24 protein-coding genes and 1 pseudogene are annotated in these 25,453 nt (G+C 40.9%); 9 read left to right on the top strand and 16 right to left on the bottom strand.

Translation table 11 applies throughout. The annotated features are described in order from the left end of the window. The first annotated feature begins 3 nt into the window (after nt 1–3). From N4597_RS03225 to N4597_RS03215, 3 genes are all read left to right on the top strand, one after another. Nucleotides 4–339, top strand: coding sequence for a helix-turn-helix domain-containing protein (locus tag N4597_RS03225; RefSeq protein WP_260904588.1), 336 nt, complete (start codon nt 4–6; stop codon nt 337–339). A gap of 16 nt (nt 340–355) precedes the next feature. Continuing rightward, entirely contained in the window at nt 356–781 is a 426-nt protein-coding gene (locus tag N4597_RS03220) for an ImmA/IrrE family metallo-endopeptidase (protein ID WP_260904586.1), read from the top strand. Between the two features lie 472 nt (nt 782–1,253). Then, nucleotides 1,254–2,411 (top strand): site-specific integrase, encoded by a 1,158-nt coding sequence (locus tag N4597_RS03215; RefSeq protein WP_260904584.1) that lies wholly within the window; start codon nt 1,254–1,256, stop codon nt 2,409–2,411. A gap of 161 nt (nt 2,412–2,572) precedes the next feature. Here the strand turns inward: N4597_RS03215 and N4597_RS03210 are convergent, their stop codons facing one another. From N4597_RS03210 to ccpA, 7 genes are all read right to left on the bottom strand, one after another. Next, on the bottom strand, nt 2,573–3,301 hold the full coding sequence (locus tag N4597_RS03210; RefSeq protein WP_050610757.1) for a YebC/PmpR family DNA-binding transcriptional regulator: 729 nt from the start codon (nt 3,299–3,301) through the stop codon (nt 2,573–2,575). Between the two features lie 83 nt (nt 3,302–3,384). Then, a complete protein-coding gene (locus tag N4597_RS03205) occupies nt 3,385–3,915 on the bottom strand; it encodes a VanZ family protein (RefSeq protein ID WP_167589677.1) in 531 nt (176 codons plus the stop codon). A gap of 34 nt (nt 3,916–3,949) precedes the next feature. Then, nucleotides 3,950–4,825: a helix-turn-helix domain-containing protein gene (locus N4597_RS03200; protein ID WP_094128099.1), complete on the bottom strand. Its 876-nt coding sequence runs from the start codon at nt 4,823–4,825 to the stop codon at nt 3,950–3,952. Between the two features lie 122 nt (nt 4,826–4,947). Further along, entirely contained in the window at nt 4,948–5,679 is a 732-nt protein-coding gene (locus tag N4597_RS03195) for a LutC/YkgG family protein (protein ID WP_172577140.1), read from the bottom strand. Further along, nucleotides 5,672–7,189 (bottom strand): LutB/LldF family L-lactate oxidation iron-sulfur protein, encoded by a 1,518-nt coding sequence (locus N4597_RS03190; RefSeq protein WP_050610761.1) that lies wholly within the window; start codon nt 7,187–7,189, stop codon nt 5,672–5,674. Before N4597_RS03190 ends, N4597_RS03195 begins: the two co-directional genes overlap by 8 nt. Then, nucleotides 7,190–7,996 (bottom strand): (Fe-S)-binding protein, encoded by an 807-nt coding sequence (locus tag N4597_RS03185; RefSeq protein ID WP_089144478.1) that lies wholly within the window; start codon nt 7,994–7,996, stop codon nt 7,190–7,192. Nucleotides 7,997–8,258: 262 nt separating this feature from the next. Beyond that, nucleotides 8,259–9,260, bottom strand: a complete 1,002-nt coding sequence (ccpA, locus tag N4597_RS03180) for a catabolite control protein A (RefSeq protein ID WP_050610763.1) — start codon at nt 9,258–9,260, stop codon at nt 8,259–8,261. A gap of 210 nt (nt 9,261–9,470) precedes the next feature. On the opposite strand from ccpA, the gene N4597_RS03175 reads away from it, so the two are divergent. Beyond that, nucleotides 9,471–10,574 (top strand): M24 family metallopeptidase, encoded by a 1,104-nt coding sequence (locus N4597_RS03175; RefSeq protein ID WP_050610764.1) that lies wholly within the window; start codon nt 9,471–9,473, stop codon nt 10,572–10,574. A 137-nt stretch (nt 10,575–10,711) separates the two neighbouring features. Then, nucleotides 10,712–11,773, top strand: a complete 1,062-nt coding sequence (locus N4597_RS03170; RefSeq protein WP_260904576.1) for an LLM class flavin-dependent oxidoreductase — start codon at nt 10,712–10,714, stop codon at nt 11,771–11,773. A gap of 141 nt (nt 11,774–11,914) precedes the next feature. Here N4597_RS03170 and N4597_RS03165 read toward each other — a convergent pair whose 3' ends face one another. Beyond that, complete coding sequence (locus N4597_RS03165) at nt 11,915–13,132, bottom strand: transposase (RefSeq protein WP_260904575.1); 1,218 nt, start codon at nt 13,130–13,132, stop codon at nt 11,915–11,917. A gap of 156 nt (nt 13,133–13,288) precedes the next feature. Between N4597_RS03165 and N4597_RS03160 the strand changes: the two are divergent. Beyond that, nucleotides 13,289–13,853: pseudogene (locus N4597_RS03160) on the top strand (NADPH-dependent FMN reductase). Between the two features lie 49 nt (nt 13,854–13,902). Here N4597_RS03160 and N4597_RS03155 read toward each other — a convergent pair. Further along, nucleotides 13,903–14,382, bottom strand: coding sequence for a hypothetical protein (locus N4597_RS03155; protein WP_225363587.1), 480 nt, complete (start codon nt 14,380–14,382; stop codon nt 13,903–13,905). 15 nt (nt 14,383–14,397) lie between these two features. Then, nucleotides 14,398–14,814, bottom strand: coding sequence for a DUF948 domain-containing protein (locus N4597_RS03150; protein WP_050610812.1), 417 nt, complete (start codon nt 14,812–14,814; stop codon nt 14,398–14,400). 162 nt (nt 14,815–14,976) lie between these two features. Here N4597_RS03150 and N4597_RS03145 point away from each other — a divergent pair, with 162 nt between their 5' ends. Continuing rightward, nucleotides 14,977–15,885 carry a mechanosensitive ion channel family protein gene (locus N4597_RS03145; RefSeq protein ID WP_056976248.1) on the top strand — a complete coding sequence of 303 codons (909 nt, stop codon included), beginning with the start codon at nt 14,977–14,979 and terminating at the stop codon, nt 15,883–15,885. A 48-nt stretch (nt 15,886–15,933) separates the two neighbouring features. On the opposite strand, the gene N4597_RS03140 is transcribed toward N4597_RS03145, so the two are convergent. The 3 genes from N4597_RS03140 to cbpB are packed head-to-tail and all read right to left on the bottom strand — an operon-like array spanning nt 15,934 to nt 18,390. Beyond that, nucleotides 15,934–17,088 (bottom strand): N-acetyldiaminopimelate deacetylase, encoded by a 1,155-nt coding sequence (locus tag N4597_RS03140; RefSeq protein ID WP_056976246.1) that lies wholly within the window; start codon nt 17,086–17,088, stop codon nt 15,934–15,936. A gap of 56 nt (nt 17,089–17,144) precedes the next feature. Then, complete coding sequence (gene dapD / locus N4597_RS03135; RefSeq protein WP_260904572.1) at nt 17,145–17,855, bottom strand: 2,3,4,5-tetrahydropyridine-2,6-dicarboxylate N-acetyltransferase; 711 nt, start codon at nt 17,853–17,855, stop codon at nt 17,145–17,147. Next, entirely contained in the window at nt 17,836–18,390 is a 555-nt protein-coding gene (gene cbpB / locus N4597_RS03130; protein ID WP_260904570.1) for a cyclic-di-AMP-binding protein CbpB, read from the bottom strand. The genes dapD and cbpB overlap by 20 nt, the downstream gene beginning before the upstream one ends. A gap of 256 nt (nt 18,391–18,646) precedes the next feature. Between cbpB and N4597_RS03125 the strand changes: the two genes are divergently transcribed. Next, complete coding sequence (locus N4597_RS03125; protein WP_089144625.1) at nt 18,647–19,384, top strand: MIP/aquaporin family protein; 738 nt, start codon at nt 18,647–18,649, stop codon at nt 19,382–19,384. Nucleotides 19,385–19,445: 61 nt separating this feature from the next. Here the strand turns inward: N4597_RS03125 and N4597_RS03120 are convergent, their stop codons facing one another. The 3 genes from N4597_RS03120 to N4597_RS03110 all read right to left on the bottom strand — a co-directional run bounded on the left by N4597_RS03120 (nt 19,446) and on the right by N4597_RS03110 (nt 22,940). After that, nucleotides 19,446–20,414, bottom strand: a complete 969-nt coding sequence (locus N4597_RS03120) for a Gfo/Idh/MocA family protein (protein WP_094128069.1) — start codon at nt 20,412–20,414, stop codon at nt 19,446–19,448. 150 nt (nt 20,415–20,564) lie between these two features. Beyond that, nucleotides 20,565–21,917, bottom strand: coding sequence for a glucose-6-phosphate isomerase (locus tag N4597_RS03115; RefSeq protein WP_050610774.1), 1,353 nt, complete (start codon nt 21,915–21,917; stop codon nt 20,565–20,567). Nucleotides 21,918–22,076: 159 nt separating this feature from the next. Continuing rightward, on the bottom strand, nt 22,077–22,940 hold the full coding sequence (locus N4597_RS03110; RefSeq protein ID WP_089143956.1) for a GRP family sugar transporter: 864 nt from the start codon (nt 22,938–22,940) through the stop codon (nt 22,077–22,079). Nucleotides 22,941–23,300: 360 nt separating this feature from the next. Between N4597_RS03110 and N4597_RS03105 the strand changes: the two genes are divergently transcribed. After that, complete coding sequence (locus N4597_RS03105; RefSeq protein ID WP_260904566.1) at nt 23,301–25,451, top strand: LTA synthase family protein; 2,151 nt, start codon at nt 23,301–23,303, stop codon at nt 25,449–25,451. Nucleotides 25,452–25,453 lie beyond the last annotated feature (2 nt).

Genomic DNA, 25,453 nt, shown 5'->3' with positions numbered 1-25,453 from the left:
GATATGACTATATACCAGAGAATAAAAGAATTAGCTAGGCTTAAAGGTGTTTCAATTAGAGAATTAGAAAAGCAATTAGGCTTTAGCAACGGCGCTATTAACAAGTGGGACGTAAAAGCCCCTAGCGATAAACTGGAAAAAGTCGCAAATTATTTCAATGTCAGCACTGATTATTTACTTGGTAGGGATGCAAGCCCAAGCAAGGGCAAAGACAAGGGCGCCAACGTGGTAGACCTGAAAAACGATGACGTTATTTTAACCTATGAAGGTAAGCCAATACCTCCAGAAGATTTAAAGCTAATACAACGGCTTATGAATAGTACCCGTAACGATTTATAAAGGGGATGCTTGTTAAATGGATAGTGATTTAATGGCATACTTGAAAAATATTTGTGCTAAGAATGGCATCCGGGTTATTTTTGAAAATCGTCTAAGCGCCTTTACACCCTCTAGCGCTAGCCTGAAAGCCCGGTGCATTGTCTTAAACATGAATTTCCACAATGGCAAAGAGTTGCCTTTACAGTTTGCGCACGAAATAGCGCACGTTCTAAACGGCTCTAGCTATGATCTAGCTTTCTATCATGCTAGCTTTTCCAGTCATTCCAAGATAGAAAAGGTTGCCAACGTTGGGGCGGTTAAGCTGTTGTTAGATTATGCTAATAGCAACGATATACCAGTAACAAACATGGTTAATTTTATGGCTAGTTTTGGCATCCCAACGGCCCTAATTGAAACAGTAAACGAAACGCTAGGCCTGTACCTATCAGCCAAACACGGCTAGTAGGTTAACGGGTTTAAAATCCTAAAACCTCAAATTATTTTAACTTGGCCAACCCAAAGCCGGGCCAAAATGTTAACAAATGCTAACCTTAAACGGCTTTAAAACTGACTTTATCCGGTATTAACTCGGCTGAAAATTCAGCTTAGCACTTTAAAAATTAACTCAGCGTAAAATTCCGTTCAGTGCTTAAAGGGTTTAGGCATTTCAAATCGCTAAACCCCCAAAACTCTAACCCGGTTTAGTACAAAAATGTTCATAACTAGGGCGCTCAAGACTTTTCGACAAAAATGTCGAAAAGCTTTACACCCTTGGCCAAATACTAAGTTTTGCTAAGGTTTATTTTAGTAGTGCATCCCTAAAAAATACCAAGATTTACCAAGCTCCAGGCCGTACATATCTAAAAAATACATGTCCTATCTAAGTTTATATAAGCGGGGTAATGATCAATAAACAGTGAAGGACTGAAAGAAAAATGACTAAGATAATTAAATATAGTAATGCTAAAAATGAAGTGCGTTATAAATTTAGATATTATGCGGGTATAGATGAGTTAACAGGTAAAAAGCGGTATATCAAAAGAACAGGGTTTACAAGCACTAAGGACGCAAAAAAAGAGCTGCTAAAGCTAGAATACCTAAACAGTGTCGGGGAGCTAACCAGGCCGACTAAACGGGTTAAATTTGGGGAGCTGCTAAATGATTGGATGCAACTATACAAGACAACAGTTAAGCCCTCAACTTATGCAATGACTAAAATTAAGGCTAAAAATTATATAATGCCTTACTTTGGGGGGATGCTTGTAAATAAAATCACCTTGCAACAATGCCAAGCCTTTACCAACGAAATTTATAATTATGCGCCTGTCATTGTTGGCCAAATTAATAGCATTGTAAAGCGGGTGCTAGATTATGCTATCAGGTTAGGCATTAGGGATAATAACCCAATGCAATACGTTATTAGGCCCAAGCAACAAGCAAGCATACCAGATTTAAATAAACACCCTAATTTCTATGATCGCAAAGAGTTAGCTAAGTTTCTAAGCACGGCCAAACCGTTAAGCTTGAAATATTACACCTTGTTCCGGTTGCTCGCTTATTCTGGTATTCGTACCGGGGAGCTTATAGCTTTAACATGGCAAGACTTGAATTTTAAAACTAATGAACTAACAATAAATAAAACATTAGCCGTTGTGGAAAACAAGCAAACCATACAAACACCTAAAAGCAAGGCGGGGACTAGGGTTATAAGCTTAGATGATGAAACAGTAAGCACGCTTAAAGAATGGCAACTAAGGCAAAGAAAAGACTTTCTAAAGCTAGGCATTAACACCCTAGGCAACGACCAATTAATTTTTAGCAATCGCAAAAATAGCTATTTGCGAAATGATAACATTAGAAAACATAGCTTAAAAATTGCAACTAAAGCCAACTTGGCAACAATTACATTACACGGCTTCAGGCATACCCATGCAAGCCTATTATTTGCGTCCGGTGTTGACGTTAAGCAAGTACAAGCACGGTTGGGGCATTCTGATATTAATACAACGCTAAACATTTACACCCATGTAACCAAAGAAAAACAAGACCGCTTAGGGGATGAGTTCGCTAAGTATGTAAACTTAGGCAGTTAGAGACCCTAAAAGAGACCCCCAAAGCAAGGCAGCCGCCAAAAAGCCTTACTTTGGGGGTGTTCTATAAAAAAAGATAATTAAAAGGAAATTATCTTTCTTTCATTAAACTAAAAAGCACCAAGCAGAGCAAAATAAACTCTCCTTAGTGCTTAAATAATTAATTAATCTTCTGGAAATTCAGCGGCAGTAAAGACTTCTGATACGTCGTCTTCATCTTCAAGCCGATCAATTAAACGTTGTAATTGTTCCACTTTATCTTCCGGAACTGGAACTGTATTTTGGGGAATCATTGTTAATTCAGCGGTTGCTAAATCATATTTCTTTTCTAAGGCGTCACGTACTTCTGCAAATGACTTAGGATCTGTATAGATTTCAAAAACATCATCTGAAGCTTGCATATCTTCAGCCCCTGCTTCTAAGATATCTTCAAACATTTGATCTTCGTCAACGTCTAATTCTTCGCGTGCAATCGCAATGTAACCCTTACGGTCAAACATAAAGCTAACAGAACCTGTTTCACCTAAGGCACCGCCATTACGGTTGAAGTCTGTCCGTACAGCAGAAGCAGTCCGGTTGCGGTTATCTGTTAAAGTGTGAACTAAGATAGCTACCCCACCAGGACCGTAACCTTCGTAAGTAATTTCTTCGTAGTTTTCACCACCGGCACCAGTAGCTTTGTCTAGTGCCCGTTTAATGTTATCTTTAGGCATGTTGGCAGCACGAGCCTTATCCATCATTAAGCGCAATTGTGGGTTAGAGTCTGGGTCAGGACCACCACTCTTTGCAGCCATATAGATTTCTCGTGATATTTTTTGGAAAATTTTTCCACGTTTTGCATCTTGGGCGTTTTTGCGGCCTTGGATGTTATGCCATTTTGAATGTCCTGACATTTCTAATACCTCTTTCCGATTATTTCAAATTTGGCTATCATGCCAACTTTCATAATAACAAATTAATGACGCTCATGCAATCCTTAATTAGCTAAAGACAATTTAATAATTAGTTTTTTTAGGCTGGTACGTTCCAGTAATTGTAAGAGCACAAAACCTAGTAATACCCCTAATGTGTTGGCACACAGATCATCGATGTCAACTACGCGCTGAAGATTGACCGCCATATCACTTATAAACTGACAGCATTCAATCGCTAAGCCAGGTAGTAATGCCCAGCCAATTAATTGGACTGAACTTAACTTGGGCTTGGCTAGTCGCAAGTATACTCCCGCGGGGACGGTCATCAAGACATTTTCTACAAACCCCCCGTCAAAATATTTAAGTGCCACGAGGTTGTAAGCTACGTTACCAAAATATTTAATTGGTTTATAGCTACCAGCAAAAAAGGCCATCCCAGCTGGATAAAAAGTTAGCCACACCACCGTGATACTGTAAACTAGCGCTGAGTATAAAGTTATTTTTTGCCAACTCGTCCACTTTTTAAAAAAATAAATTCGGTTAAAACTTACTATTACCAGCAAACATAAAACTAAGACTGGTATCCACGTCATCTTCTTTCACCTCATAAACATTATGACATAATCTTTAATCCAAAACTAGCCGCTGATAGCTACGAAGCAAGGCTGCCACCTGAAGTTGGACCGCATTATTATTGTTTAGGCGAGCAAAGGCGCGGGCATCTTCTAACGCTTCTAAAATCACTTGGCTATCTTTTTTCAAGTTTAAATTATTTTCTGCTTCTAATAGTTTTAAGCGGGGCAAATAGTAGGTTCTATGGCTACTAGCACACTTAGCTAAAGCCAATTTGATCAAGTGGTTACTTTCCTCAAAGTCGGCCATTAATGAATGGTATTCCGCTAAAAAGTAAGCCATCGTTAGGTACGCGTAGGTCAACTCGTCCCCTAATTTTTTAGGTAACTTATTAAAGAAGCGCTCAACCTTATGAAAAAAGAAGTGCGCCTGCCTAGAAGCATCGTGGCGCATATAAAAAATTCCTTCACCCAAATAAGCCAAATAAACGTACAGACTCAAATTTTTAGTGTCTAACGCCTTTAAAATTGGGTTAAAGGAAGCTGTTACCCGTCCCAAAGGTTGGTTAGTTAACACGTTAGTCATTCCCTCTAAGAGATAGTAACGTAGTACTTCTTCCTTAGTCTTTATTTGGCTAACATCAATCTTTTTTAAAAGTTGCTTAACTTTAGGGAAATCTTCAACCATTAGGTTTTCTTCAATCTCTGCTAGCCTAGCCTTGATTGTCCTTAAAGTCAATATTTCGCTGTCATCTAGGTCATCTAACCCCAGGCCTAGCCTAGCACACAGTTGGGTCAAAATAGCCAGAGAGGGGAGTTGGCTCCCCCTTTCAAATTTGCTTAAGGTCGCTTGAGTACAGATTCCTTGACATAAAGTTACTTGTGTTAGTCCTAATTTTTTCCTTTGTGCAACAAATTTCTGAATATTCATCATGTCACCTACCTAGAATCCAATTATAGCCAAAAGTCGCTAGGTAAGTCTAACAAGTTATCTTTGACTAAACTAAAAAAACCTAGCCCCTAAAAACTAAGGTGCTAGGTTAATTACTAGTATTATAAGTCTTCTACCACTAAGTAGGTACAATCCAATGGTCCGTGTACCCCTACTACCAGTTCCATTTCAATGTCACCGGAATTTGAGGGACCAGAGATAAAGTTAATCGCTGATGTTTTTAAGCTCCCCGCTGCCAAGCGTTGTTCATACTTAGTGACCGCCTGCCTAGTTGAAGCAACTAAGCCACTCTTAGGAACCAAGGCCAAATAATGTTCTGGTAAGAAATTAAAGCCCCGTCCCTGTTCAGGACTAACAACCACGGTGATTGTGCCTGTGTTAGCAATTAAGTAATCCGCAAAGCCGACCGCTAAATCAGCTTGATTAGCTAGTTGTTCATTTTCCATTCGACTCAACTCGGTGGACCAACAATCTGTTTGCTCAATCCCGGTTGCCTTTGCCCAGTGGTCTAGCTGATATTCTTGCCATTTAGCCGGTGTAACCCCCGGTAGCAAGAGCCGTTTAGCCCCAATTTCTTGGGCATAATCCTTCAGAAAGTCTTCCAATTCAGCCCGCTTTTTCACAACTACCTTAGCATTAACTTCCTCGGCGTTTTCTTTAGCGATTGTTAGCAATTCTACTCCACTTTTACCTGCTAAAACTTGTTCGGGGAGATCATTTAACGGAGTGAAAGCTTTAACCTGATGACGAGGCCGCCCAGCTTTTTTCGCAATCCTATCTAAAAAAGCTTCACGATTTTCTTTGCTATTAGCTTGGCTTAATAAATTAGTCATCACTTTCATCTCCCTTTTGCTTAACCCTAATTGCTACTTCAACTGGTTGGTGCTTCTTATACCAGTTGCGGAAATTGTCCTTATTTTTAGGTGGTACTGGAATATCACGAATATCAGACCAACCCTTAACTAACTTAGGCGCTACCTTAGGTAAATGCTTAATTTTACCATTCTCATAGATAGTCCCACTGACATCTTTTTCATCTTGGGCCTTACCAAACATCCCCAACCCAAAGTGCTCCATCTTTAAAGCAGATTGGAATAAGAATGGTGAGCCCGTCCCCGTTCCAATCACCTTCATGATTAAGTTAGTCATACTATGATCTAAGTGTTTGTCATCCATCTCAACAATCCGGTGTTTTCTAATCAAATTGTGTAACGGAATCTTTACTGGGCAGGTCTCGCTGCAAGCAGCACACAAGGAACAAGCGTAAGGCAGGTCTTCAAATTGGTCATAACCACCCAAAATTGGTGATAACACCTTGCCTAAAGGCCCAGGGTAAATCGAGCCATAACCTTTTCCCCCAATATGTCGGTAAACGGGGCAAACATTCATGCAAGCACCGCAACGGATACATTGTAAAATTGGCTCAAATTCCGTGCCTAAAGCGTTAGAGCGCCCATTATCTAAAATAACTACCCAAAAGTCTTCCGGACCATCGACTTCACCGGCAACTTGTTTACCAGAAAAAGTACAGTAAGTCGTTAACTTCTGACCTACAGCTGAACGGGCAAGCATATTATCTAAAACTTCGGCTTCCTTCATAGAAGGAACAATGCGTTCCATCCCCATTACGACCACCTGTGTCTTAGGTAAAGCCATGGTTAAATCCGCATTTCCTTCGTTAGTATCTAGATTAATAATCCCCTTATCCGCAACCGCAAAGTTACAGCCCGTAATACCGAAGTCGGCTTTCATGAAGTAGTCTCGCAAATAGCCCCTAACAAACCGGGCTTCATGTTGTGGGTCGTTATCACCGGTGTAACCTAATTTTTTAAATTCGGCTTGAACTTGATCACGATTTTTATGCAAGGTTGGAAAAACAATGTGCGTTGGTTCATCCCAATTATCTTCTTGGAGGATAAACTCAGCCAAGTCACTTTCCAAAACATTGACTCCCTCGATGTCTTGCAAGGTCTTATCTAAATCAATTTCAGTTGTCACCATTGACTTAGACTTAACAACGTTATGAGCTTGCTTTTTAATTACTAGCTCCTTAATAAAGTCACGCGCTTCCTTTTCGGTTTGGGCAAAAAAGACGTGACCCCCTTGTTTTTCAACGTTACCCGCAAATTCTTCCAGGTAATCTGGTAAATACTTTAAAACGTGTTGGCGAATTTGTTCTGCTAAATCGCGCCATTCGTTCCAGTTCCCCATCTCACGCCGCGCTTTTGTCCGCTTAATGAATTGGGCATCTTGGGCCTTAGCAACAGCAGCTTGCATGAACTTATCGCTCTTAGCGTCCGCAATTCTTTCTAGGTAAGGCTTATTGCTTGTTGAAATTCCCATTTAAAACACCCCTTCTCCATTAGCTGGAACCACAACGTGGTCAGTATCTGAGATATACTTAATTCTACTTGGATCGACGTTGTGGTTCAAAACCTCGGCAATATGCATAGCCTTAATTTGATGCCCCAAGCGATTCATCCGGCCAGCGATATTCATCAAGCAGGATTCTTCGGTTCCAATTAAAATTTCGGCATCGGTATCCATGATATTTTTTACCTTTTCGTCAACCATTTCTACAGACAATTCTGGCCTTTTGGCGGAGAAAGTTCCCCCAAATCCACAACATAGTTGCACATTTTTTAAAGGAATCCGTTTGAGGTCCTTAACGTGGTCTAATAGGACAAAGGGCGCGGTTCTCTCTCCAATTAACCGAGTCATGTGACAAGAACGGTGAACCGTTACCTTAGCATCTAATTGCGCCCCGCAATCCAAAATGCCTAATACCCGGTAGATAAATTGGGTAAATTCATAAATTTTACTATCAATTTCTGCGGCCTTAGGTCCATATTCTGGATCGTCTTTAAAGATATCCTTGTACTCTTTAATCATAAAGACGCAGGAACCTGAAGGGCCCACAATATAATCGGCGTCGATACTTAACAAGGCATCAATTTCATTTTTAAAGGTTTTTATACTTGCTTTAGAGTAGCCACTGTTATAAGTTGGTTGTCCACAACATATTTGTTTCTCCGGTAAGACGGTTTCACAACCTAGGCGTTCTAGCACTTCGACCATCGCAATCCCAACTTTAGGAAAGAGTAAATCAACTAAGCAAGTAGAAAAAATACAAACTTTTGGTTTCTTCATGATTATCTAGCCTCCAAATAGAAGCTAGTCACCCCCTTTAGAATGATTCTAACCTAAATGCAACTTTATTATAACTCTTAAATTCACAAGTGTCATTAAACTTATGCTTGTTATAACAATATTTTCTACCCAAAAAATATTCCATATAAGAATATTTCACATTAGACTACTTGCTTTTTGAAACAATTTATTAGCTTGGACAAAAAAATATGGATTGAAAGCCTTAAAAAACTTTCAATCCATAATCTAACCTTAGCTATGCTTATTTAGTTGAAGAGCGCTTGATAAAGCCATATGGTAATTCAATCGTCTTTTCTTCAACCGTTTCCTTGTTCATCATCTTAGTCAAGAAACGCATTGCCACCGCCCCAATATCGTAAAGTGGTTGGGTGATGGAAGACATTTGTGGCCGAATGATTTCAGTCAACTTAGAGTTGTTGCTGGTAATAACTTCAAATTCATCTGGAACCTTAACCCCAGCATCTTGGGCACCGTTGATAACCCCGGCAGCCAATTCATCGTCACCTACAAAAGCGGCTGTTGCTTTAGCAGCTACCATCGCAGGCCATAAAATTTCGCCAGACCGATAGCTATAGTCTGTTTCAAAGACTAATTCTGGATCATATTCAATCCCATGCTTAGCTAAAACGTTCTTGTAACCTTTAAGTCTGTATTGACCATTGATTGGGTCTGAAAGTGGTCCAGAAATGAAGGCCACCCGCTTGTTACCATGATTAATCAAGTCAGAAACAGCTTCTTCGACGGCCGCCACATAATCAATGTGTACACTTTCAACTTCTTCTTTAGGGTCCACAGAACCCGCTAAAACAATTGGCGTCTTAGAACGTTCAAACTGAGCGCGTAAATCATCAGTAATGTTATTACCCATAAAGATAATACCGTCAACTTGCTTAGCCAATAAAGTGTTCAACACTTGAATTTCTTTTTTAGGATTACCGTCTGAGTTGGCTAAGATAATGTTGTACTTGTACATTGCAGCCACATCATCAATCCCGCGAGCTAATGATGAGAAGTAAACGTTAGTCACATCGGGAATAATTACCCCAACAGTAGTTGTCTTTTTACTTGCTAATCCCCGTGCGACTGCATTAGGCCGGTAGTCTAAGCGATCGATTACTTCCAAAACCTTTTTTCTTGTAGCGGGCTTAACGTTAGGGTTACCGTTAACAACCCGAGAAACAGTTGCCATTGAAACGCCTGCTTCATGCGCAACATCATAAATAGTGATGGTTTGCTTTTCCATGTTAGCTTTCCTCCAAAATTTATTTTTCATAACTTCTTTCATAATGCCTTATTTAATTTATCAAAGTTCACCATAAAATGCAAGCGTTTCAAGCCAAGTTTTCATAATTATTTTCAAAAAATTCGGCTAGCTTTTCAAAAATTAACGGGCCTAATGCTAGTGTGCTATAATGAGGTAGTTAGTAAAACTTACATAAAAGGAGTGACCCTCATGTCACATTTAACTAAGGTCCAACAATGGCTGGCTGAAAACGACTATGATATTGCTTACGTCAGCGATTACAAGAACATCCAATACTTTACAGGTTTCGGCAGTGACCCCATTGAACGGGTGTTAGCCCTCTTTATCTTCCCTGATAAAGATCCTTTCATTTTTGCACCTGCCTTAGAGGTCGAAGCTGTAAAAGAAGTGGGCTGGAAATATCCTGTCTATGGTTACCTCGACCATGAAAATCCTTTTGCTTTAATCAAGGACCACATTCTTCAAACCGCTGGTAATCCAGTTAAGTGGGCAATTGAAAAGGGTAACTTAACTGTTGAACGTTACGAGGCTTTCAAACAACAATTCCCTAGCGCCGATTTTACAGGCAATATCAGTCCTTTAATCGAACACGAAAAACTCTACAAGACCCCAGCAGACATCGAATTATTAAAAGTCGCTGGTAAATGGGCTGACTTTGCTTTTGAAGTGGGCTTCAATGCCTTAGCCCAAGATAAGACAGAACAAGATATTGTGGCCGAAATTGAATATGCCTTGAAGAAAAAAGGTATCCTCCACATGAGTTTTGATACCATCGTTCAAAGTGGCGCTAACGCTGCTGACCCACACGGCGCCCCTAAGGCAGACAAGATTCGTCCTAACGAACTTTGTTTATTCGACCTTGGGACCGTCTATAAGGGCTTTGTATCCGATGCTTCAAGAACTGTAGCCTTTGGTCAAATTGATGCTAAGTCAAAAGAAATCTACGATGTTTGCTTAGAAGCTCAATTGACCGCCCAAGCTGCTGCTAAACCAGGGATGACCGCCGCCCAGCTGGATAAAATTGCCCGCGATGTGATTGACAAAGCTGGCTATGGTCAATACTTTATCCACCGACTTGGTCACGGAATGGGCCAAAGTGACCACGAATTTCCATCAATTATGGAAGGAAATAATATGGAATTAGAACCTGGTATGTGCTTCTCCATCGAACCAGGTATCTATATCCCAGGCGTAGCCGGAGTTAGAATTGAAGACTGCGTTTACGTTACCGATACCGGGGTAGAACCGTTTACCCACTATCCTAAGGACTTAATTACCCTACCCGTTAAATAATTCAATTAAGCATTATTGAAATAACCTCAAACTAGCAAGCCAATGCTAATTTGAGGTTATTTTATTTTTCCCTTTACAAACACAAATCATTTGGTATAATACTTACAAAAAGTAAGTAAAAGAAATGAGGGATTAGCATGTCCATGACTGACTATCGTATTAACCCCAAAACTGGACTGGAATTTGGCCTTTATTCTCTAGGTGATCACATGCCTGATGCGCTCACCGGCGAGCGGGTTTCAGCTAAAGAAAGGGTTAATCAAATTATCCAAGAAGCCAAGTTGGCAGAAGACGCTGGCCTTGATTTTTTTAGTATCGGCGAAAGTCACCAACAATATTTTGTGGGCCAAGCTCATGCCGTTTTATTAGGGGCAGTCGCTCAAGCTACCTCTAAAATTAAGCTTGGTTCAGCTGCTACTATCGTGTCAACTTCAGATCCGGTAAGAATCTATGAGAACTTTGCAACCATCGACCTTTTATCTAACGGACGGGCCGAGATTATCGGTGGCCGGGCCTCGCGTTTAGGCTTATTTGAACTGTTAGGCTACAACGTTAGTGATTACGAAGAATTGTTTGAAGAAAAATTTGAATTATTACTAAAGATAAATCAAGAAAAGAAGGTTACTTGGAAAGGTAATTTTCGCGCACCACTCCATGATGCAGAAATTCTACCACGCCCGTTAAACGACAAACTCCCTATCTGGCGGGCAGTCGGTGGGCCGGCAGAAAGCGCCATTAAAGCAGGGATGCAGGGCGTGCCTATGGCCATCGCAATGTTAGGCGGACCTGTTGCCATCTTTAAACGCTCCGTTGATGCTTACCGCCAAAGCTTGCGCCTTAGTGGTTATCAACCAACCGATTTTCCGGTTGCTACCACCGGACTTTTCTACGCGGCCGCAGACACCAAGACCGCCTTACGCGAATTTTACCCTTACGTTGATAAGGGCATTACCCTCGCTAATGGAACCGGCTTTAACAAGCGCCTATTTGCTAACGGAGCTAAAATTCAAGATGTAATGGCTATCGGTAGTCCCCAAGCCATTATTGAAAAAATTCTCTACCAATATGAACAATTTGGACACCAACGTTACATGGCTCAAATTGATTTTGGTGGTCTTCCCTTTGAAAAAGTTATGAAAAATATTGAAATTATTGGTAAGGACATCCTACCTGCCATCAAGAAATATACGAGGAAGTGATTAAAGTCAACTACCCCTCACTAAAGTGAGAGGCTTGTAGTTCACGACCTTACGGTCAGTGGTCATAACGCAATTGATTGCTCCCACACTATGCGTGACTACATCATTGGGTGGTTGACAGCACCCACTTAACTAACACGTTTACGCGTTAGTTGTTAATTCAAATTTAGGTTGTTCTTGCCCACTAATATATTGCGTACCCAATAATTGGATATTCATTGCGCCTAAGCGGTCATCATTAGAGCGATAACCACAATTAGAGCAGTGATATTCATGTAAATCGTGATTCCGGTTAGTTTTTTTAATCGTTCCGCATTTAGGACAACGTTGGGAAGTATACTTAGCCGAAACTTCAATCACTTCACTATTATTTAAGTGAGCTTTGTAAGTCAAGAATTGTGCTAATTGGTAAAAAGCCCAAGATTTATTTTGATTACGTAAAGCTTTAGGTAAATCAGTGCGTTCAAAAGAAACACCTGTTAAATCTTCTAAGACAAATAAGGTGTTAGCACCAACTTTTTGGACCAGTGTCTTAGACAGCCGATGATTAGCATCGGTCATCCAACGGTTCTCTCGTCCGGATAATTTCTTTAAACGCCGTTTAGCTGACTTAGTGCCTTTAGCTTGTAATTTAGCCCGTAACTTTTGATATTTAGCCCGTTTACGCATCACAGCCTTGCCGTCAAAAAAGGCAGTTTGACCTTGTTCGTCATAAGTAGTAGCTAAAAAGCGTAAACCACGGTCAATACCAACTACGTGCTTTACAGTTTGGTTATCAAAATCAGCCACCGTTTTAGTAGCTGAAATGTGTAAATACCACTTACCACCAGTTTTAAGTAACTTGGCTAAACCAAAGCTCCAAGTGCCATCAAAGTATTGGTCAAAGCCGTGACAAATCGGGTTAACTTTAACCCGACCATCAAGGGTGTTAATCGATAACTGACCGCTACTCAAATAGGACCAATCGCGATTACGTTGTAAATCTACTTGAGGTCGGTTAAAGGCGATTGGTTTTTGTAACCAGGTTAAATCTCGCGTTTCACGATACCATTCACCAGTATTAATATCTTGGTACTTATAAGGGTTACGTATCATTTGAGTTTTAACTGTTTTATAACGGGTAATTACGGTTCTAATTACAGATTGAGCCATTTGCGATTTAAGCATAAATAGACTACGTAAATTAGTATACAAAACTTTGTTTAATTGGCTTTGTTTCATATCAAAATCATGATTAAAAATGTAATCAGAAACGTAATTACAAGCCAAGCGATATTGCTCCATCGTGTTAGTAAAACTCGAAGCAATATCTGCATTGGCAAGATTTAATTTTACTTTAACAGTAACTTGTGTTTCCATTAGGTTCACCTCACTTTCTTCACTAATAATTATAGCACTTTTGTTCGGTAAATACACATCATAAGGAGGCGAAAGGGTAAAAAGTAGATTCTAACGAATCTAAAGTGAGGGCTATCCCTCCAGTGGTTAAAACCACTGGTATCCCGCCCTAAATTAATGAAAATTGTAGCCCTTGCTGGTTCAGTCGTTGGTAAAAAAACTTTAACGGTCATGAACTACGTCGCCAAAAAAAATGGCCACTGATTTTAGTGAAATTGACTTTGAGCTAATCGAGCTCGCTAAAAAAGATATCCAATTTAGTGACGGTCGTAACTACTTAGAGTACAGTGGCGACACCCTAGAAGTTACCACTAAGATTATGGCCGCAGACGCTTTAATTATTGGCAGTCCTATTTTTCAAGCTGCTATCCCCGGCTCCGTCAAAAATATTTTTGACCTCCTACCTGAAAAAGCCCTTAGGGATAAAGTTGTCTCCCTAGTCATTACAGCCGGCTCTCCTAAACACTACCTAGTAGCTGAAATGCAATTAAAGCCAATTCTATCCTACATGAAAGCCCAGGTTTTACCTGAGATTGTGTTTGTAGAAGGCCAAGATCTCTACCGGAATGAAATTATCAACCATGATATTATCTTCAGACTGGATAAATTGGTAGAAGATACTGTCTTGATGGTGGAGACCTTTAAAAGCCTCCGCCAAAAACAAGAGGATGCCCTCTTTTAAAAAAGAAGCACGCTTACTGCAATCAGTAAACGTGCTCTTTTTAATTCACTTAGTCTGTTACTTCAGTACTCTTTTTAGGATAAAAGACCTCGGTTGGGTGCTCGCTTTCAAAATCAGCAACATCTTTAGCTTCTCCAAAAGCTGAACGACCATCGATTATGATGTCGTCTTGCATATCCTCTGCTAAGTCTTCCTCTGCTAACTCTTCCTTAGCAGCTCTTAAATGTTCGCGCAATTCAGTAGTTGCTTGCTTCAAAGAAGTAATTGCGTCCGTCATTTTCTCATTTTCCTTTAAAGCATCAGTCTTGGCCAAAACCTTATCTTTTAAAGGAGCAAAATCTAAGCTGTTAGCTTGTAAGAAGTCGCGCAAATAGCGATCGTACTTGAGCGCTTTTTCTCGTCCATCTAGCAATGCTTCATCCAGTTTTAGGGCAATCTTTTCACGTTGTTCTTCCGTAACCTTTTTAGAAAGTAAAAAAGATGCACCTGCAACCGCACCTAAACCTAGTAAGAAAGTTTTCTTCATCATCAATTACCTCCACTTCTAGTCTGTCGGATTCTTCTTATGTTTATTATAAAACTTAAGTGCTTGCTTTCCTAGTCTAAAAGCCATTGAAGCCTGGGTCGCAGCCTTAGCCGAACCACTTACCCTTTCAGCCACATTCCGGCTAGCAGCATTTAAATCTGAAACAGATTCGCTTAATTCTGCCATTGTTTCAAAAAGTGGATCTAGCTTGGCACTTTTTTGATTAACATCATCCATCAAAGTATTAGTTTTATTTACTAACTGTTCCAACTCTTTAGAGATGCCGTTAATATCCTCGGTCACCGCCCCAATGCTTTTAGTTGTTTCTTCCAGGGTCTTAATTAAACCTTTGAGCACAAAGCATAAGGCGATTACTAGTATTAAAAATGCTCCTGCAGCAATTAAACCTGCTAATTGTCCAAATGTTAAAACCATACTTTTTCCCACTTTCCGCATTTTATTTACCTATTTTAGGATATCATTCTTACCCTAAAACTTCAAATTGCAGCCAGTTAGTTTCTCAAATTCTTAATGTTTCTTCTCGCCCTTAGATTTGCTATCATTAGAATTAAGATTATTTTTAGGCAGGTGTCATTTGTGCAACTTAATACTATTCTCTTAACAGCCGGAGTAACTAGCGACGTTAGTAAACAAGTTAGTAAGCAAACCAACATTCTTTCTCGGTATGTTGCTAATATTGATTGGGACGCTATTATTGGAAAAGTCGTCTCTACTACCATCGCGCTACTGCTAGTTTCGTTACTCTTCATCTTGCTTAACCTCATTGGCAAAAGCATTATTAAACGAAGTTTTAGACACACCCGTTTTGTCCAAAACCTGGCTAGCAATCGTATCGAAACGGTCTATTCGTTGACCCGCAATATTTTCCACTATACGATTCTCTTCTTTTATCTCTACGCAATCCTATCAATTCTAGGTGTCCCTGTCGGAACCCTCCTAGCCGGGGCTGGAATTTTATCAGTTGCCTTAGGTTTAGGGGCCCAAGGATTCGTCAGCGACGTAATTACTGGGGCTTTTATTCTCCTAGAACAACAACTAGCGGTCGGAGATAGCGTTAAGATTGGAACCATCGAAGGTACCGTTCACTCAGTGGGGCTAAGAACTACCCAGATCTTAGGCTATGACGGTACTTTGAACTTTATTCCTAACCGTAGCATTACCATCATCAGTAACCTCTCGCGTAACGATATGCGGGCTTTAATTGAAATTGGACTTGATCCTAAAAAAGAAATTAAGGAAATGATTGCCTTAGTAACCAAGGTGAATGAGGAATTAAAGCCTAACTACCCTGACATTACCAGTGGTCCTAACATTTTAGGCACCTTTGACAGCGGCAACGGGCGCATGGTCTTAAGAATTGCCATTTATACTAAAAATGGCGCCCAGTTTGCAATTCAAAGTGCCTTTTTAGAGCGCTATCTAGAAGTGTTAAGAAGCAATGGCTTTGTAATTCCCACTAGCCCCTTAAACTTAGCCGGTAAATAAAAAACCTGACCCATCCCCACAATGAGGATGGGTCAGATTTTTTATAGCCTAGTATTTGGCCGCAAAAACTTCGGTTTGGCGGTGTTCAATGTAAGCCACCATTGCCTTTACCCCTGCAAAAATTGCCTCTTCCTTAGGAGCCAAGTATTCAGAATGAAGTGAGTAAGGACTATCCACCCCTAGCCAAAACATGGTTCCCGGAATTTTAGAGAGTAAAAAGCCAAAATCTTCCCCGGTCATAGCCGGTTGGGTTTCCACAAAGTCGACCTCTGGGTTGGCTTGCATAAAGTCGATAAAAGCCTTAGTCGTCTGGTCATTATTTTCAACCGGATAATAGCCACCTTGTTCTAATTTCAAATCCAATTGGCAGTCAAAGGCTTGGGCAACCCCCTTGGCAATTGCTTCTACTCGCTTTTGAATCAAGCGATTATTTACTTGGGTCAGCGCCCTAATCGTCCCATCAATTTGGCACTTACCAGCTATCACGTTACCAGTTGTCCCAGCTTCAAAGTGGCCGAGAGTCACCACCCCGGCTTGAATTGGATCAACATTGCGGCTAACGATTGTCTGAATTTGGTTGACAAATTGTGCCCCAGCAACAACCATATCATTAGCCATGTGTGGGTAAGCAGCATGACCACTCTTGCCGGTAAAAGTGGCATGAATTTCACAAGTGCCTGCAAACAAGGTGCCCAACCGACAACCGATTGTCCCCGCAGGTAATTGGGGGTTATCGTGAAAGGCATAGATTTCATCAGGCATCCATTCATCCATGACCCCACTTTCATAAACCTGCTTACCACCACTTAAAATTTCTTCGGATGGTTGGAAAAGAAAAGTTAGGTTACATTCTGGTTGAACCTCCGCAAAGTGGCTTAAAATCCCAAGCGCCACCGTCATGTGGATGTCATGACCACACGCGTGCATTCGGCCTGCGTGTTTGGAAGCGTATGGCAAGCCGGTTTGTTCTGTCACTGGTAGCCCATCAATATCAGTCCGATAGCCAATCGTCTTGCTAGGATTCTTTCCTTGAACATGAACTAAGATTGCGGTCTTCCAAGTCTTAATTTCCAAAAAAGTTTGTGGCAATGACTTGATGATTGCCATTAACTTAGCGGAAGTTTCAAATTCTTCCATCCCAATTTCTGGAATTTGGTGTAGTTGTCGTCTAATTTTAATTAGTTCTTCAGCTGTAAATGCCATCATTAACCCTTCTTTATTTAAAAAAAGTGGGACTGCTTAACATCCCACTTCTAGTCTTAAAGTTTCCGTAAGTCGTCAACGATTTCCTTCTTATCGCCGGCAACGTCTTTAACATCCTTAATCTTACGAGCAGGAGTACCTGCAACCACAGTGTGAGGTTCAACGTCTTTAGTAACAACTGCACCAGCGGCAACAATTGCACCCTTTCCGACCCGAACACCTTCTAGGACTACTGCGTTAGCCCCAATTAAAACATCATCTTCGATTGTAACTGGTTGGGCAGAAGGTGGTTCTACCACGCCAGCTAAGACCGTGCCGGCCCCAATGTGGCAGTGCTTACCAACTAGGGCCCGGCCACCAAGGATAGCCCCCATATCAATCATTGAACCTTCACCGACTTCGGCCCCAATGTTGATAACGGCCCCCATCATAATCACGGCGTTATCTCCGATTTCAACTTGGTCACGGATAATTGCACCTGGTTCAATCCGGGCATTAAATTGCTTTTTATCAATCATAGGCACCCCAGTGTTGCGCCCATCATTTTCAACCCGGTAATTAGTAATCTTAGCTTGGTTAGCCTTTAAAAAGGCTTCAACTTCTTGCCAATCCCCAAATAAGACCCCAGCTTTATCGTTTAGATAAGCATCGATGCTTGCTGGTACCTCTAATTCATTTAATTTGCCCTTAACAAAAACCTTAACCGGCGTTTGCTTTTTAGATTCCGCAATCGTCCGAATAATTTCATTAGCGTCTAACTTTGGCACTAGAACTCCTCCTCTTGGGAACAACTAGTTTTACCTTAGTCCCCGTGTTTTTTGTTTCCTCTAGATAGCCTGCCTTAGGTTCAATTAGATATTGCTTTTCTAAATCATGAGCAAAGTAATTGACTTCCTTCATAATTTCCCGCCGGGTAATAATTCCTAAAAAAACGCCCGCCTGATCAACTACCGTTAAGAAGGGTTGATCCACCAACAGGTGCAGAATTTCTTCAATATCATATGGCGCCTGAATCTTAGGAAAATCGGTCTGCATTATTTCTTTAACAGTCATCCGGTTTAGCCGGCTAGGGTCAATCCCATTTAAGCCTAGCATGGTCTCGGTTATCATCGCTAAGGAAAGCAAGCCCGTAACCCGTTGCTCTTTATCTAAAACCGGAATCTTTGCATACTTCACCTTGGTTAATACCAATAAAGCATGATTTAAATTATTAGTTTCAGAAACATTAGCCACTATTTCAGCCGGGATTAAATATCCTCCCTTGCGCTGGCTGAACATTTCTTCTACCGCTTTCGCTATCATCTAAAAACCCCCTTAGGCTACTACTTTATATTCTATGGTATTTAAATAAAATTACAAGTCTAAACACCTTGCTTTTCTATGTTAACAAGATCTTTTTCAAAGTTTTTTGTGAAAATGTTAACTTTTTCTCGAAAAACTTTGCAAATAATTTAGAAAGCTTATTGACATTAACTAAGTCCCTTATTATGATAGTATGAGTAATTATTTCATTGTTACATAATTATCAAGTTTATACATATTTATATAGGAGGCTCATATGCATTTCGCATTAACAGCAAGATTAGCTGCCGAATTCTTTGGGACAGCTATCATGGTTATTTTAGGTAACGGTTCTGTTGCCAACGTTGAATTAAATGGTACTAAGGGTTCCAGGAGTGGTTGGATGACAATCGCTGTTGGTTACGGGTTTGCGGTTATGATTCCCGCTTTAATGTTTGGATCTGTTTCTGGTAACCACATCAACCCTGCCTTTACTTTAGGGTTAGCTTTTGCCGGCGACTTCCCTTGGTCCGAAGTTCTTCCTTACATCGCCGTTCAGTTCTTAGGGGCAATGGTCGGCCAATTAGTTATTGTTGCTTGCTTTAAACCTCACTACGACCTCACAGAAAATCCTGAAGCTATCTTAGGAACTTTCTCAACTATCGACGCTTCTAAGAGCCGCTTAAATGGGTTTGTGAACGAATACTTTGGGACTTTCACATTAGTTTTTGCTGCCTTAGCAATTACCCACTCACCAATTTTTGCTCACGGTAACCAAGGTGCAGGCTTCATCGGCATCGGTCTATTAGTGATGGTATTAGTTACTTCATTCGGTGGTCCTACTGGTCCAGCCTTAAACCCTGCTCGTGACCTTGGTCCCCGGATTGTGCACGCCTTACTTCCACTGAAGCACAAAGGTTCTTCCCAATGGGATTACTCATGGGTACCAGTGCTTGCACCTATTTGTGCCGGTATTAGTGCCGCTTTACTTTACAAGGCTGTTTTTGGTCTTTAAGATTTTAATTTAACCTACTAAAAGGCCCACGCTAGAAATTAGCGTGGGCCTTTTATTTATCCTAGTTTAAAGGATCACCGTACCATCTTTGATAGAGGTCTTCGATGACTGTTAATGCCTTAATAGTTTGAGCAGGCGTTACAAGTGGACTAGCAACTAATCCCTTAGCTAAACACTCATTGAAGTGAGCTAATAGGTAAGCTAAGCCTGACTGGTAGTTTTGATCTACTAACTGGTTTGTCCCACTAGTTGTTTCAACTGTAGCAACCTTAGCTTCAGTATAATTAGGAACGGTAATCTTTCCGTCTGTTCCCACCAAGGTTAGCTTATCTTCACCGGTTAATTCGGTGGTGACAAAGGCATTGACTAACAAGTCAGCTACCTTAAAAGTCAAGCTGGCGGAGCGGTCGGCTTCACCAATATTATTTTCAGCAAACCCAGCCCACTCTGATACTTCACCATCAGTTAAGTAGGCCGCCAGTTCTAAGGGGTTACTCCCACCTACATTTAAAGCCCCACCACCAGCCGCTAAGTCTTGGAGCCAGTCGTTATTGTTAGCGAGCTTAAGGTAACGTTTAATTTCGATAAACCGCAGTTTACCAATCGTCCCCTTAGCCACTTCCGCCTTAATCCGTTGCATTAACGGCAAGAAGAGTACACTTTGTTCTTCCATCAATAGCAAATTCTTATTGGCAGCTAGCTGGAATAATTCTCCGGCCCCCACCTTGTGTCTAGTAAAGGGTTGTGCCATCAAAACATGCTTACCATGCTCGAGCGCATACTTAGCACAAGCGTAGTGGGCCCGGTTATACTTAGGAATGTAGATTACATCTACATCACTTACTTCACATAACTCTTCATAACTACCATATGCTCGCTCAAGTCCCAACCTCTCAGCTTGTTTTTGCGCATCGGCAAGACTCCGGCCGGCAATGGCTACCACTTTAGCTTCTTCAACTTGTTCGATTGCCTTGACAAATTCTGTTGCCGGCTGGCTTGCACCTAAAATGCCATAAGAAATTTGTGCCATTCTCGTCACCTCTATAATCCTTTATTAATCTCTATTGTACCAAGCTAATCGCTAAAAGCCTAGTAATTTCAAGTCTTTTCTTTGCCAGGTCAACTAAAAAAAGCCCAAGCCAAAAGCCTGAGGACCTTTAGCTTGAGCTTTAAAAGCAGCTTATTTTTCTAAACGCTTAGTCAATTCTGCAGTTAATTCTTCATAACCTGGGCGACCAAGTAAAGCAAACATGTTCTTCTTGTAAGCTTCAACCCCTGGTTGGTTGAATGGGTTGATGCCATTTAAGTAACCTGAAATAGCAACAGCAATTTCAAAGAAGTAGATTGTGTAACCTAAAGTGAAAGCTGTTTGGTCAGGAATATTAACGATCATGTTAGGAACATCACCGTCAGTGTGAGCTAAAACAACCCCTTGGAAGGCCTTAGTATTAACGAAGTCCATTGACTTACCTTCTAAGTAACCTAAACCATCCAAGTTTTCTTCTTCCTTAGGAATAGCCACGTCATGGTTTGGCTTACCAACTTTAACAACAGTTTCCATTAAGTTCCGACGTCCTTCTTGGATGTATTGACCTAATGAGTGTAAGTCTGTTGAGAAGTTAGCTGATGAAGGGTAGATACCTTTTTGATCCTTACCTTCTGATTCACCCATCAATTGCTTCCACCATTCTGAGAAGTATTGTAAGGATGGTTCGTAGTTTTCAAGGATTTCAGTAGTGTAACCCTTGCGGTATAAGATGTTACGTAAAGCTGCGTATTGGTATGCTTCGTTCTTTTCTAAGTCAGCATCAGCGTAGTCTTCACGAGCTTGGGCTGCCCCAGCCATTAATTTATCAATATCTGCGCCTGAAACAGCAATTGGTAATAACCCAACTGGTGTCAATACAGAGAAACGACCACCAACATCATCAGGAATGACAAATGTTTGGTAACCTTCTGCGTCAGCTTCGGTCTTCAAAGCTCCACGTGCCCGGTCTGTTGTAGCATAGATCCGTTCGCGTGCACCTTCTTGACCATACTTTTCAACCAATTTTTCCTTAAAGACACGGAAAGCGATTGAAGGTTCAGTAGTTGTACCAGACTTGGAGATTACGTTAACTGAGAAGTCACGGTCCCCGATTAAGTCTAATAAGTCATGAACATATGATGATGAAATTGAGTTACCAGCAAAGAAGATTTGTGGTGCATTCCGCTTTTCAGCTGGTAAGTAGTTATAAAATGAGTGGTGTAAGAATTCAATTGCTGCCCGGGCACCTAAGTATGAGCCACCGATACCGATTACAACCAAAACATCTGAGTCTGATTGAATCTTCTTAGCCGCTTCTTTAATCCGTGCAAATTCTTCCTTATCGTAGTCAACTGGTAAGTTTAAGAAACCACGGAAGTCGTTACCTGCACCAGTACCTTCACGTAATTCTTTATCAACTGCTGTAACTAAAGCTTGCATTTCACCAAGTTCGTTAGGGTTAACAAACTTAGTTAAATTTGAGCTATCAAATGAAATATGAGCCATTTAGATCTCTCCTTAGTAAATGTTATCTACAGAAGTAATTATACAATTATACCCACAATTTTTAAAGCACAAATTGACGATAAATTATTATTTTTCCTTAAAAATACTTAACAACTAAGAAAAAAGAACCCCGCTACACTTGAGCGGAGTTCTGCAACTTTATTTCAATTGTCCTAAGATAATCCCACCGGCAATTACTAGAATTGAGCCTAGACATACGTATAGCCATTCTTTTTTCGTCTTATGTTCACCTAATAGGAGGATTGAACCGAAGGTGGAAATGACGATTCCCATTTGGGAGAAGGAAAAACTAATTGCTAACCCGACGGCCGCAGTCGCCATGAACATGAAGAAGTTCCCTGTTCCCCAAACTAAACCGGTAATAATATTTTTGAAGGTAGCCACTTCGAAGGCATCTTTACCTAAAGCAAAGACCGAAGCACCAGCAACCATCCCTAAAGCCTGTGGTAACACCATTGCCTGAGTATCAACGCTTGCCCAAGTTACTACTACTGTATAACCCAAATAACCAAGGGTAGATAGGACTAACGCCCGGCTACCTAAAGCCCAATTTTCTTTAACGGTATTATCAGTTGCGACACTCTTATCCTTTAAGGCTGTTAACGTTGCCCCTAATACCAATACCACTAAGGCGATTGTCCCTAGCGATAGTTGCCGGCCGGTTGTCCATTCATGGAACAACAAAGCCCCGGCCAAGGCGTTAGACACTAACTGGGCCCCCGTTGAAATTGGCACAGCCTTAGAAATTCCGACCGCCTTCATCGCGTGGAATTGTTGGTTTTGACCTAAACTCCAAAATAAACCTGAAACAATTCCGACCAACCATAGTTTTAAACTATTACTACTAATAAAGTGTTGCCAGGAAAATAGCGTCATTAAAATTGAGAAGACCAAAGCCCCCCAAGTCATTCCAAGTGTTTGTTGGTTGGCATTTCCACCTAATTTACCGGAAATTAAGCCAACACTTCCCCAAGCTAAAGCTGGAATTAGCGCAATTAACATATTAAGTTCCTCTCTTTTCTCTTCTTATGCATTCTCTCTTGTCATAACAAAAAAATATTTTATCAGTTTCTGCCCCCTAATTTCAAGTCTTAAATTTACCGCTTTAACGCTTTAATGACGCACAAGAAAGTATTTTCAAGAACTTTCTTCACAAGCGTTTTAAATAGCCCTAGTTTACCAACTGTCATTTCTTGTGACTAATTCACATTTATTTAAATCGACCCGCAAAATGAAAATTTATCATTTGTTTTCATCGCTAATTTTTTAAGACTTCAGTAAGTCCCCCAAGCTTAATTGACTTAAAATTCTTTTTTGGTTTAAAATTAGGTGACATTCTTTTGGAAAGGACGGTTTATAACCGTGCGTTTAAAAAAAATTAGTGAATTTCTAAATACGCGCAAGGGCTTTTTTACCTTCCTAGTCGGACTTTTTTGGTTAAAAACCATCATTGTTTACTGTATGGACTTTAAGTTAGGGGTAGCTACTCCCTACCAATGGTTGGTCCTTTTAATCAACCCCCTTGCAACCACCATGCTGTTATTCGGATTGGCTTTGTATGTACACCGAACCTTACTTTCGTACCTAACCATGGTTTTAATTTACATTGCCAACAGCGCCCTCATCATTTTTAATGTGATTTATTACCGCGAATTTACCGACTTTATGACCTTTAACGTTATTTTCGGTTACTCGTCAGTTTCAAATGGGCTGAGTACTAGTTCACTAGCTTTACTGGAACCGGCTGACCTTATCTTAATTTTAGATTTAGTGTTGATTTTAGGGGCATTAATTACCAAGAAAATCAAACTCGACCCTCAGCCCGTAGCACGCAAGACGGCCGTGGCTATCAGTTCCTTGGGTTGTCTAATGTTTTTTTTCAACTTGACTTTGGCCGAGATCTCGCGGCCCCAGCTATTAGGACGGACCTTTGACCGGGTTTACCTCGTTAAGTACCTGGGCCTTGACGCCTACACGGTTTACGATGGCCTTAAAACCGTTAAGACCAACCAAGCTAGAAGCGACGCAGAGAGTGCCGATTTAAATAAGGTTTTAACTTTTACTAAGGAACATTACGCCAAACCTAACCCGGACTTGTTTGGCATTGCCCGGGGAAAAAACGTGATTGTCATCCACTTAGAAAGCTTCCAGCAATTTTTAATCAACTATAAGTTAGATGGCAAAGAGGTTACTCCTTTCTTAAACAGCCTCTACAACGGCAACGAAACTTATAGTTTTGCCAACTTCTTTAACCAAGTGGGGCAGGGAAAAACTTCCGATGCCGAAAATATGCTTGAAACTAGCACCTACGGGCTGCCACAAGGCTCCTTATTTACCACCCTCGGTAGTGATAACACCTTCCAAGCAGCCCCAGCGATTTTAAACCAAGAGGGTAACTACAGTTCCGCCGTTTTCCATGGTAATGTGGGTTCATTTTGGAATCGGGACAATACCTATAAGAACATGGGCTACCAATATTTCTTTGATGCCTCTTATTACAATACTAATTCTAATAACCTCACTGAGTATGGTCTCAAAGATAAACTGCTCTTCCACGACTCGGTTAAATACTTAGAAAGATTGCAACAACCTTTCTATGCTAAGTTCATTACCGTTTCAAACCACTTCCCGTTTGAATTAGACAAGAAAAACACTAGCTTCAAAGCAGCTAACACCGGGGATAGCACGGTTGATAATTACTTTGTAACGGCCCATTATCTAGATCAAGCTGTAAACGAGTTCTTTAACTACCTAAAGGAATCAGGCCTCTACAATAACTCCATCATCGTTATTTACGGAGACCACTACGGCATTTCTGATTCCCGCAACCTAAAACTGGCCCCACTACTAGGCAAGTCTGCCACCACCTGGTCCGACTATGACGATGCCCAAATGCAACGCGTACCATTTATGATTCATATTCCTGGTATCACTACCGGAGGAATTCAAGAGCAATACGGGGGCGAAATTGACGTACTACCAACCCTTCTCCACCTCCTAGGAATTGACAGTTCGAAGTACGTCCAATTTGGAACCGACTTATTCTCACCAAACCATGATCAAGTAGTAGCCTTTAGAAGCGGGACTTTTGTCACCCCTAAGTACACAGTTGTTGGCTCTACCATTTATCAAAATGGGAGTGGGACCGTAATCACCCACCCTACCAATAAACTTAAACAGGAGCTCAAGGCCGATAAACAAAAGGTCCGCACTGAGTTAGCTTTGTCTGATTCGCTCAATAACAAAAACCTACTGCGCTTCTATGTTCCAGCAGGTTTTACCCCAGTAAATCCGCAAAATTACAACTATAAAAAGCAGTTAAGCCAACTCGAAAAGCTCCAACAAATCCTAGGTAATAACTCTACCAGCCTTTGGAGCCAAAAGGGCAACCAAACTACTGCCAACCTTTATAACTCTGATGCCCCCGAGTTAAAGACCACTGATCAAGAAGCAAGCGACACTAGTACTGACGCTAGCGCCTCCACTGCTAGCAGTCAGGCTGCTGCACAATAAGT

It is taken from the genome of Ligilactobacillus agilis, assembly GCF_025311475.1.
GTDB lineage: Bacteria > Bacillota > Bacilli > Lactobacillales > Lactobacillaceae > Ligilactobacillus > Ligilactobacillus agilis.
The sequence above is the reverse complement of the archived record's forward strand: the minus strand, read 5'-3'. Positions and strand labels throughout refer to the sequence as shown.

Excerpts from the sequence above, each read along its gene's own strand:
- N4597_RS03225 (WP_260904588.1), top strand. The coding sequence starts at position 4 with ATGACTATATACCAGAGAATAAAAGAATTAGCTAGGCTTAAAGGTGTT.
- N4597_RS03220 (WP_260904586.1), top strand. The coding sequence starts at position 356 with ATGGATAGTGATTTAATGGCATACTTGAAAAATATTTGTGCTAAGAAT.
- N4597_RS03215 (WP_260904584.1), top strand. The coding sequence starts at position 1,254 with ATGACTAAGATAATTAAATATAGTAATGCTAAAAATGAAGTGCGTTAT.
- N4597_RS03210 (WP_050610757.1), bottom strand. The coding sequence starts at position 3,301 with ATGTCAGGACATTCAAAATGGCATAACATCCAAGGCCGCAAAAACGCC.
- N4597_RS03205 (WP_167589677.1), bottom strand. The coding sequence starts at position 3,915 with ATGACGTGGATACCAGTCTTAGTTTTATGTTTGCTGGTAATAGTAAGT.
- N4597_RS03200 (WP_094128099.1), bottom strand. The coding sequence starts at position 4,825 with ATGAATATTCAGAAATTTGTTGCACAAAGGAAAAAATTAGGACTAACA.
- N4597_RS03195 (WP_172577140.1), bottom strand. The coding sequence starts at position 5,679 with ATGACTAATTTATTAAGCCAAGCTAATAGCAAAGAAAATCGTGAAGCT.
- N4597_RS03190 (WP_050610761.1), bottom strand. The coding sequence starts at position 7,189 with ATGGGAATTTCAACAAGCAATAAGCCTTACCTAGAAAGAATTGCGGAC.
- N4597_RS03185 (WP_089144478.1), bottom strand. The coding sequence starts at position 7,996 with ATGAAGAAACCAAAAGTTTGTATTTTTTCTACTTGCTTAGTTGATTTA.
- ccpA (WP_050610763.1), bottom strand. The coding sequence starts at position 9,260 with ATGGAAAAGCAAACCATCACTATTTATGATGTTGCGCATGAAGCAGGC.
- N4597_RS03175 (WP_050610764.1), top strand. The coding sequence starts at position 9,471 with ATGTCACATTTAACTAAGGTCCAACAATGGCTGGCTGAAAACGACTAT.
- N4597_RS03170 (WP_260904576.1), top strand. The coding sequence starts at position 10,712 with ATGTCCATGACTGACTATCGTATTAACCCCAAAACTGGACTGGAATTT.
- N4597_RS03165 (WP_260904575.1), bottom strand. The coding sequence starts at position 13,132 with ATGGAAACACAAGTTACTGTTAAAGTAAAATTAAATCTTGCCAATGCA.
- N4597_RS03155 (WP_225363587.1), bottom strand. The coding sequence starts at position 14,382 with ATGATGAAGAAAACTTTCTTACTAGGTTTAGGTGCGGTTGCAGGTGCA.
- N4597_RS03150 (WP_050610812.1), bottom strand. The coding sequence starts at position 14,814 with ATGGTTTTAACATTTGGACAATTAGCAGGTTTAATTGCTGCAGGAGCA.
- N4597_RS03140 (WP_056976246.1), bottom strand. The coding sequence starts at position 17,088 with ATGGCATTTACAGCTGAAGAACTAATTAAAATTAGACGACAACTACAC.
- cbpB (WP_260904570.1), bottom strand. The coding sequence starts at position 18,390 with ATGATAGCGAAAGCGGTAGAAGAAATGTTCAGCCAGCGCAAGGGAGGA.
- N4597_RS03125 (WP_089144625.1), top strand. The coding sequence starts at position 18,647 with ATGCATTTCGCATTAACAGCAAGATTAGCTGCCGAATTCTTTGGGACA.
- N4597_RS03120 (WP_094128069.1), bottom strand. The coding sequence starts at position 20,414 with ATGGCACAAATTTCTTATGGCATTTTAGGTGCAAGCCAGCCGGCAACA.
- N4597_RS03115 (WP_050610774.1), bottom strand. The coding sequence starts at position 21,917 with ATGGCTCATATTTCATTTGATAGCTCAAATTTAACTAAGTTTGTTAAC.
- N4597_RS03110 (WP_089143956.1), bottom strand. The coding sequence starts at position 22,940 with ATGTTAATTGCGCTAATTCCAGCTTTAGCTTGGGGAAGTGTTGGCTTA.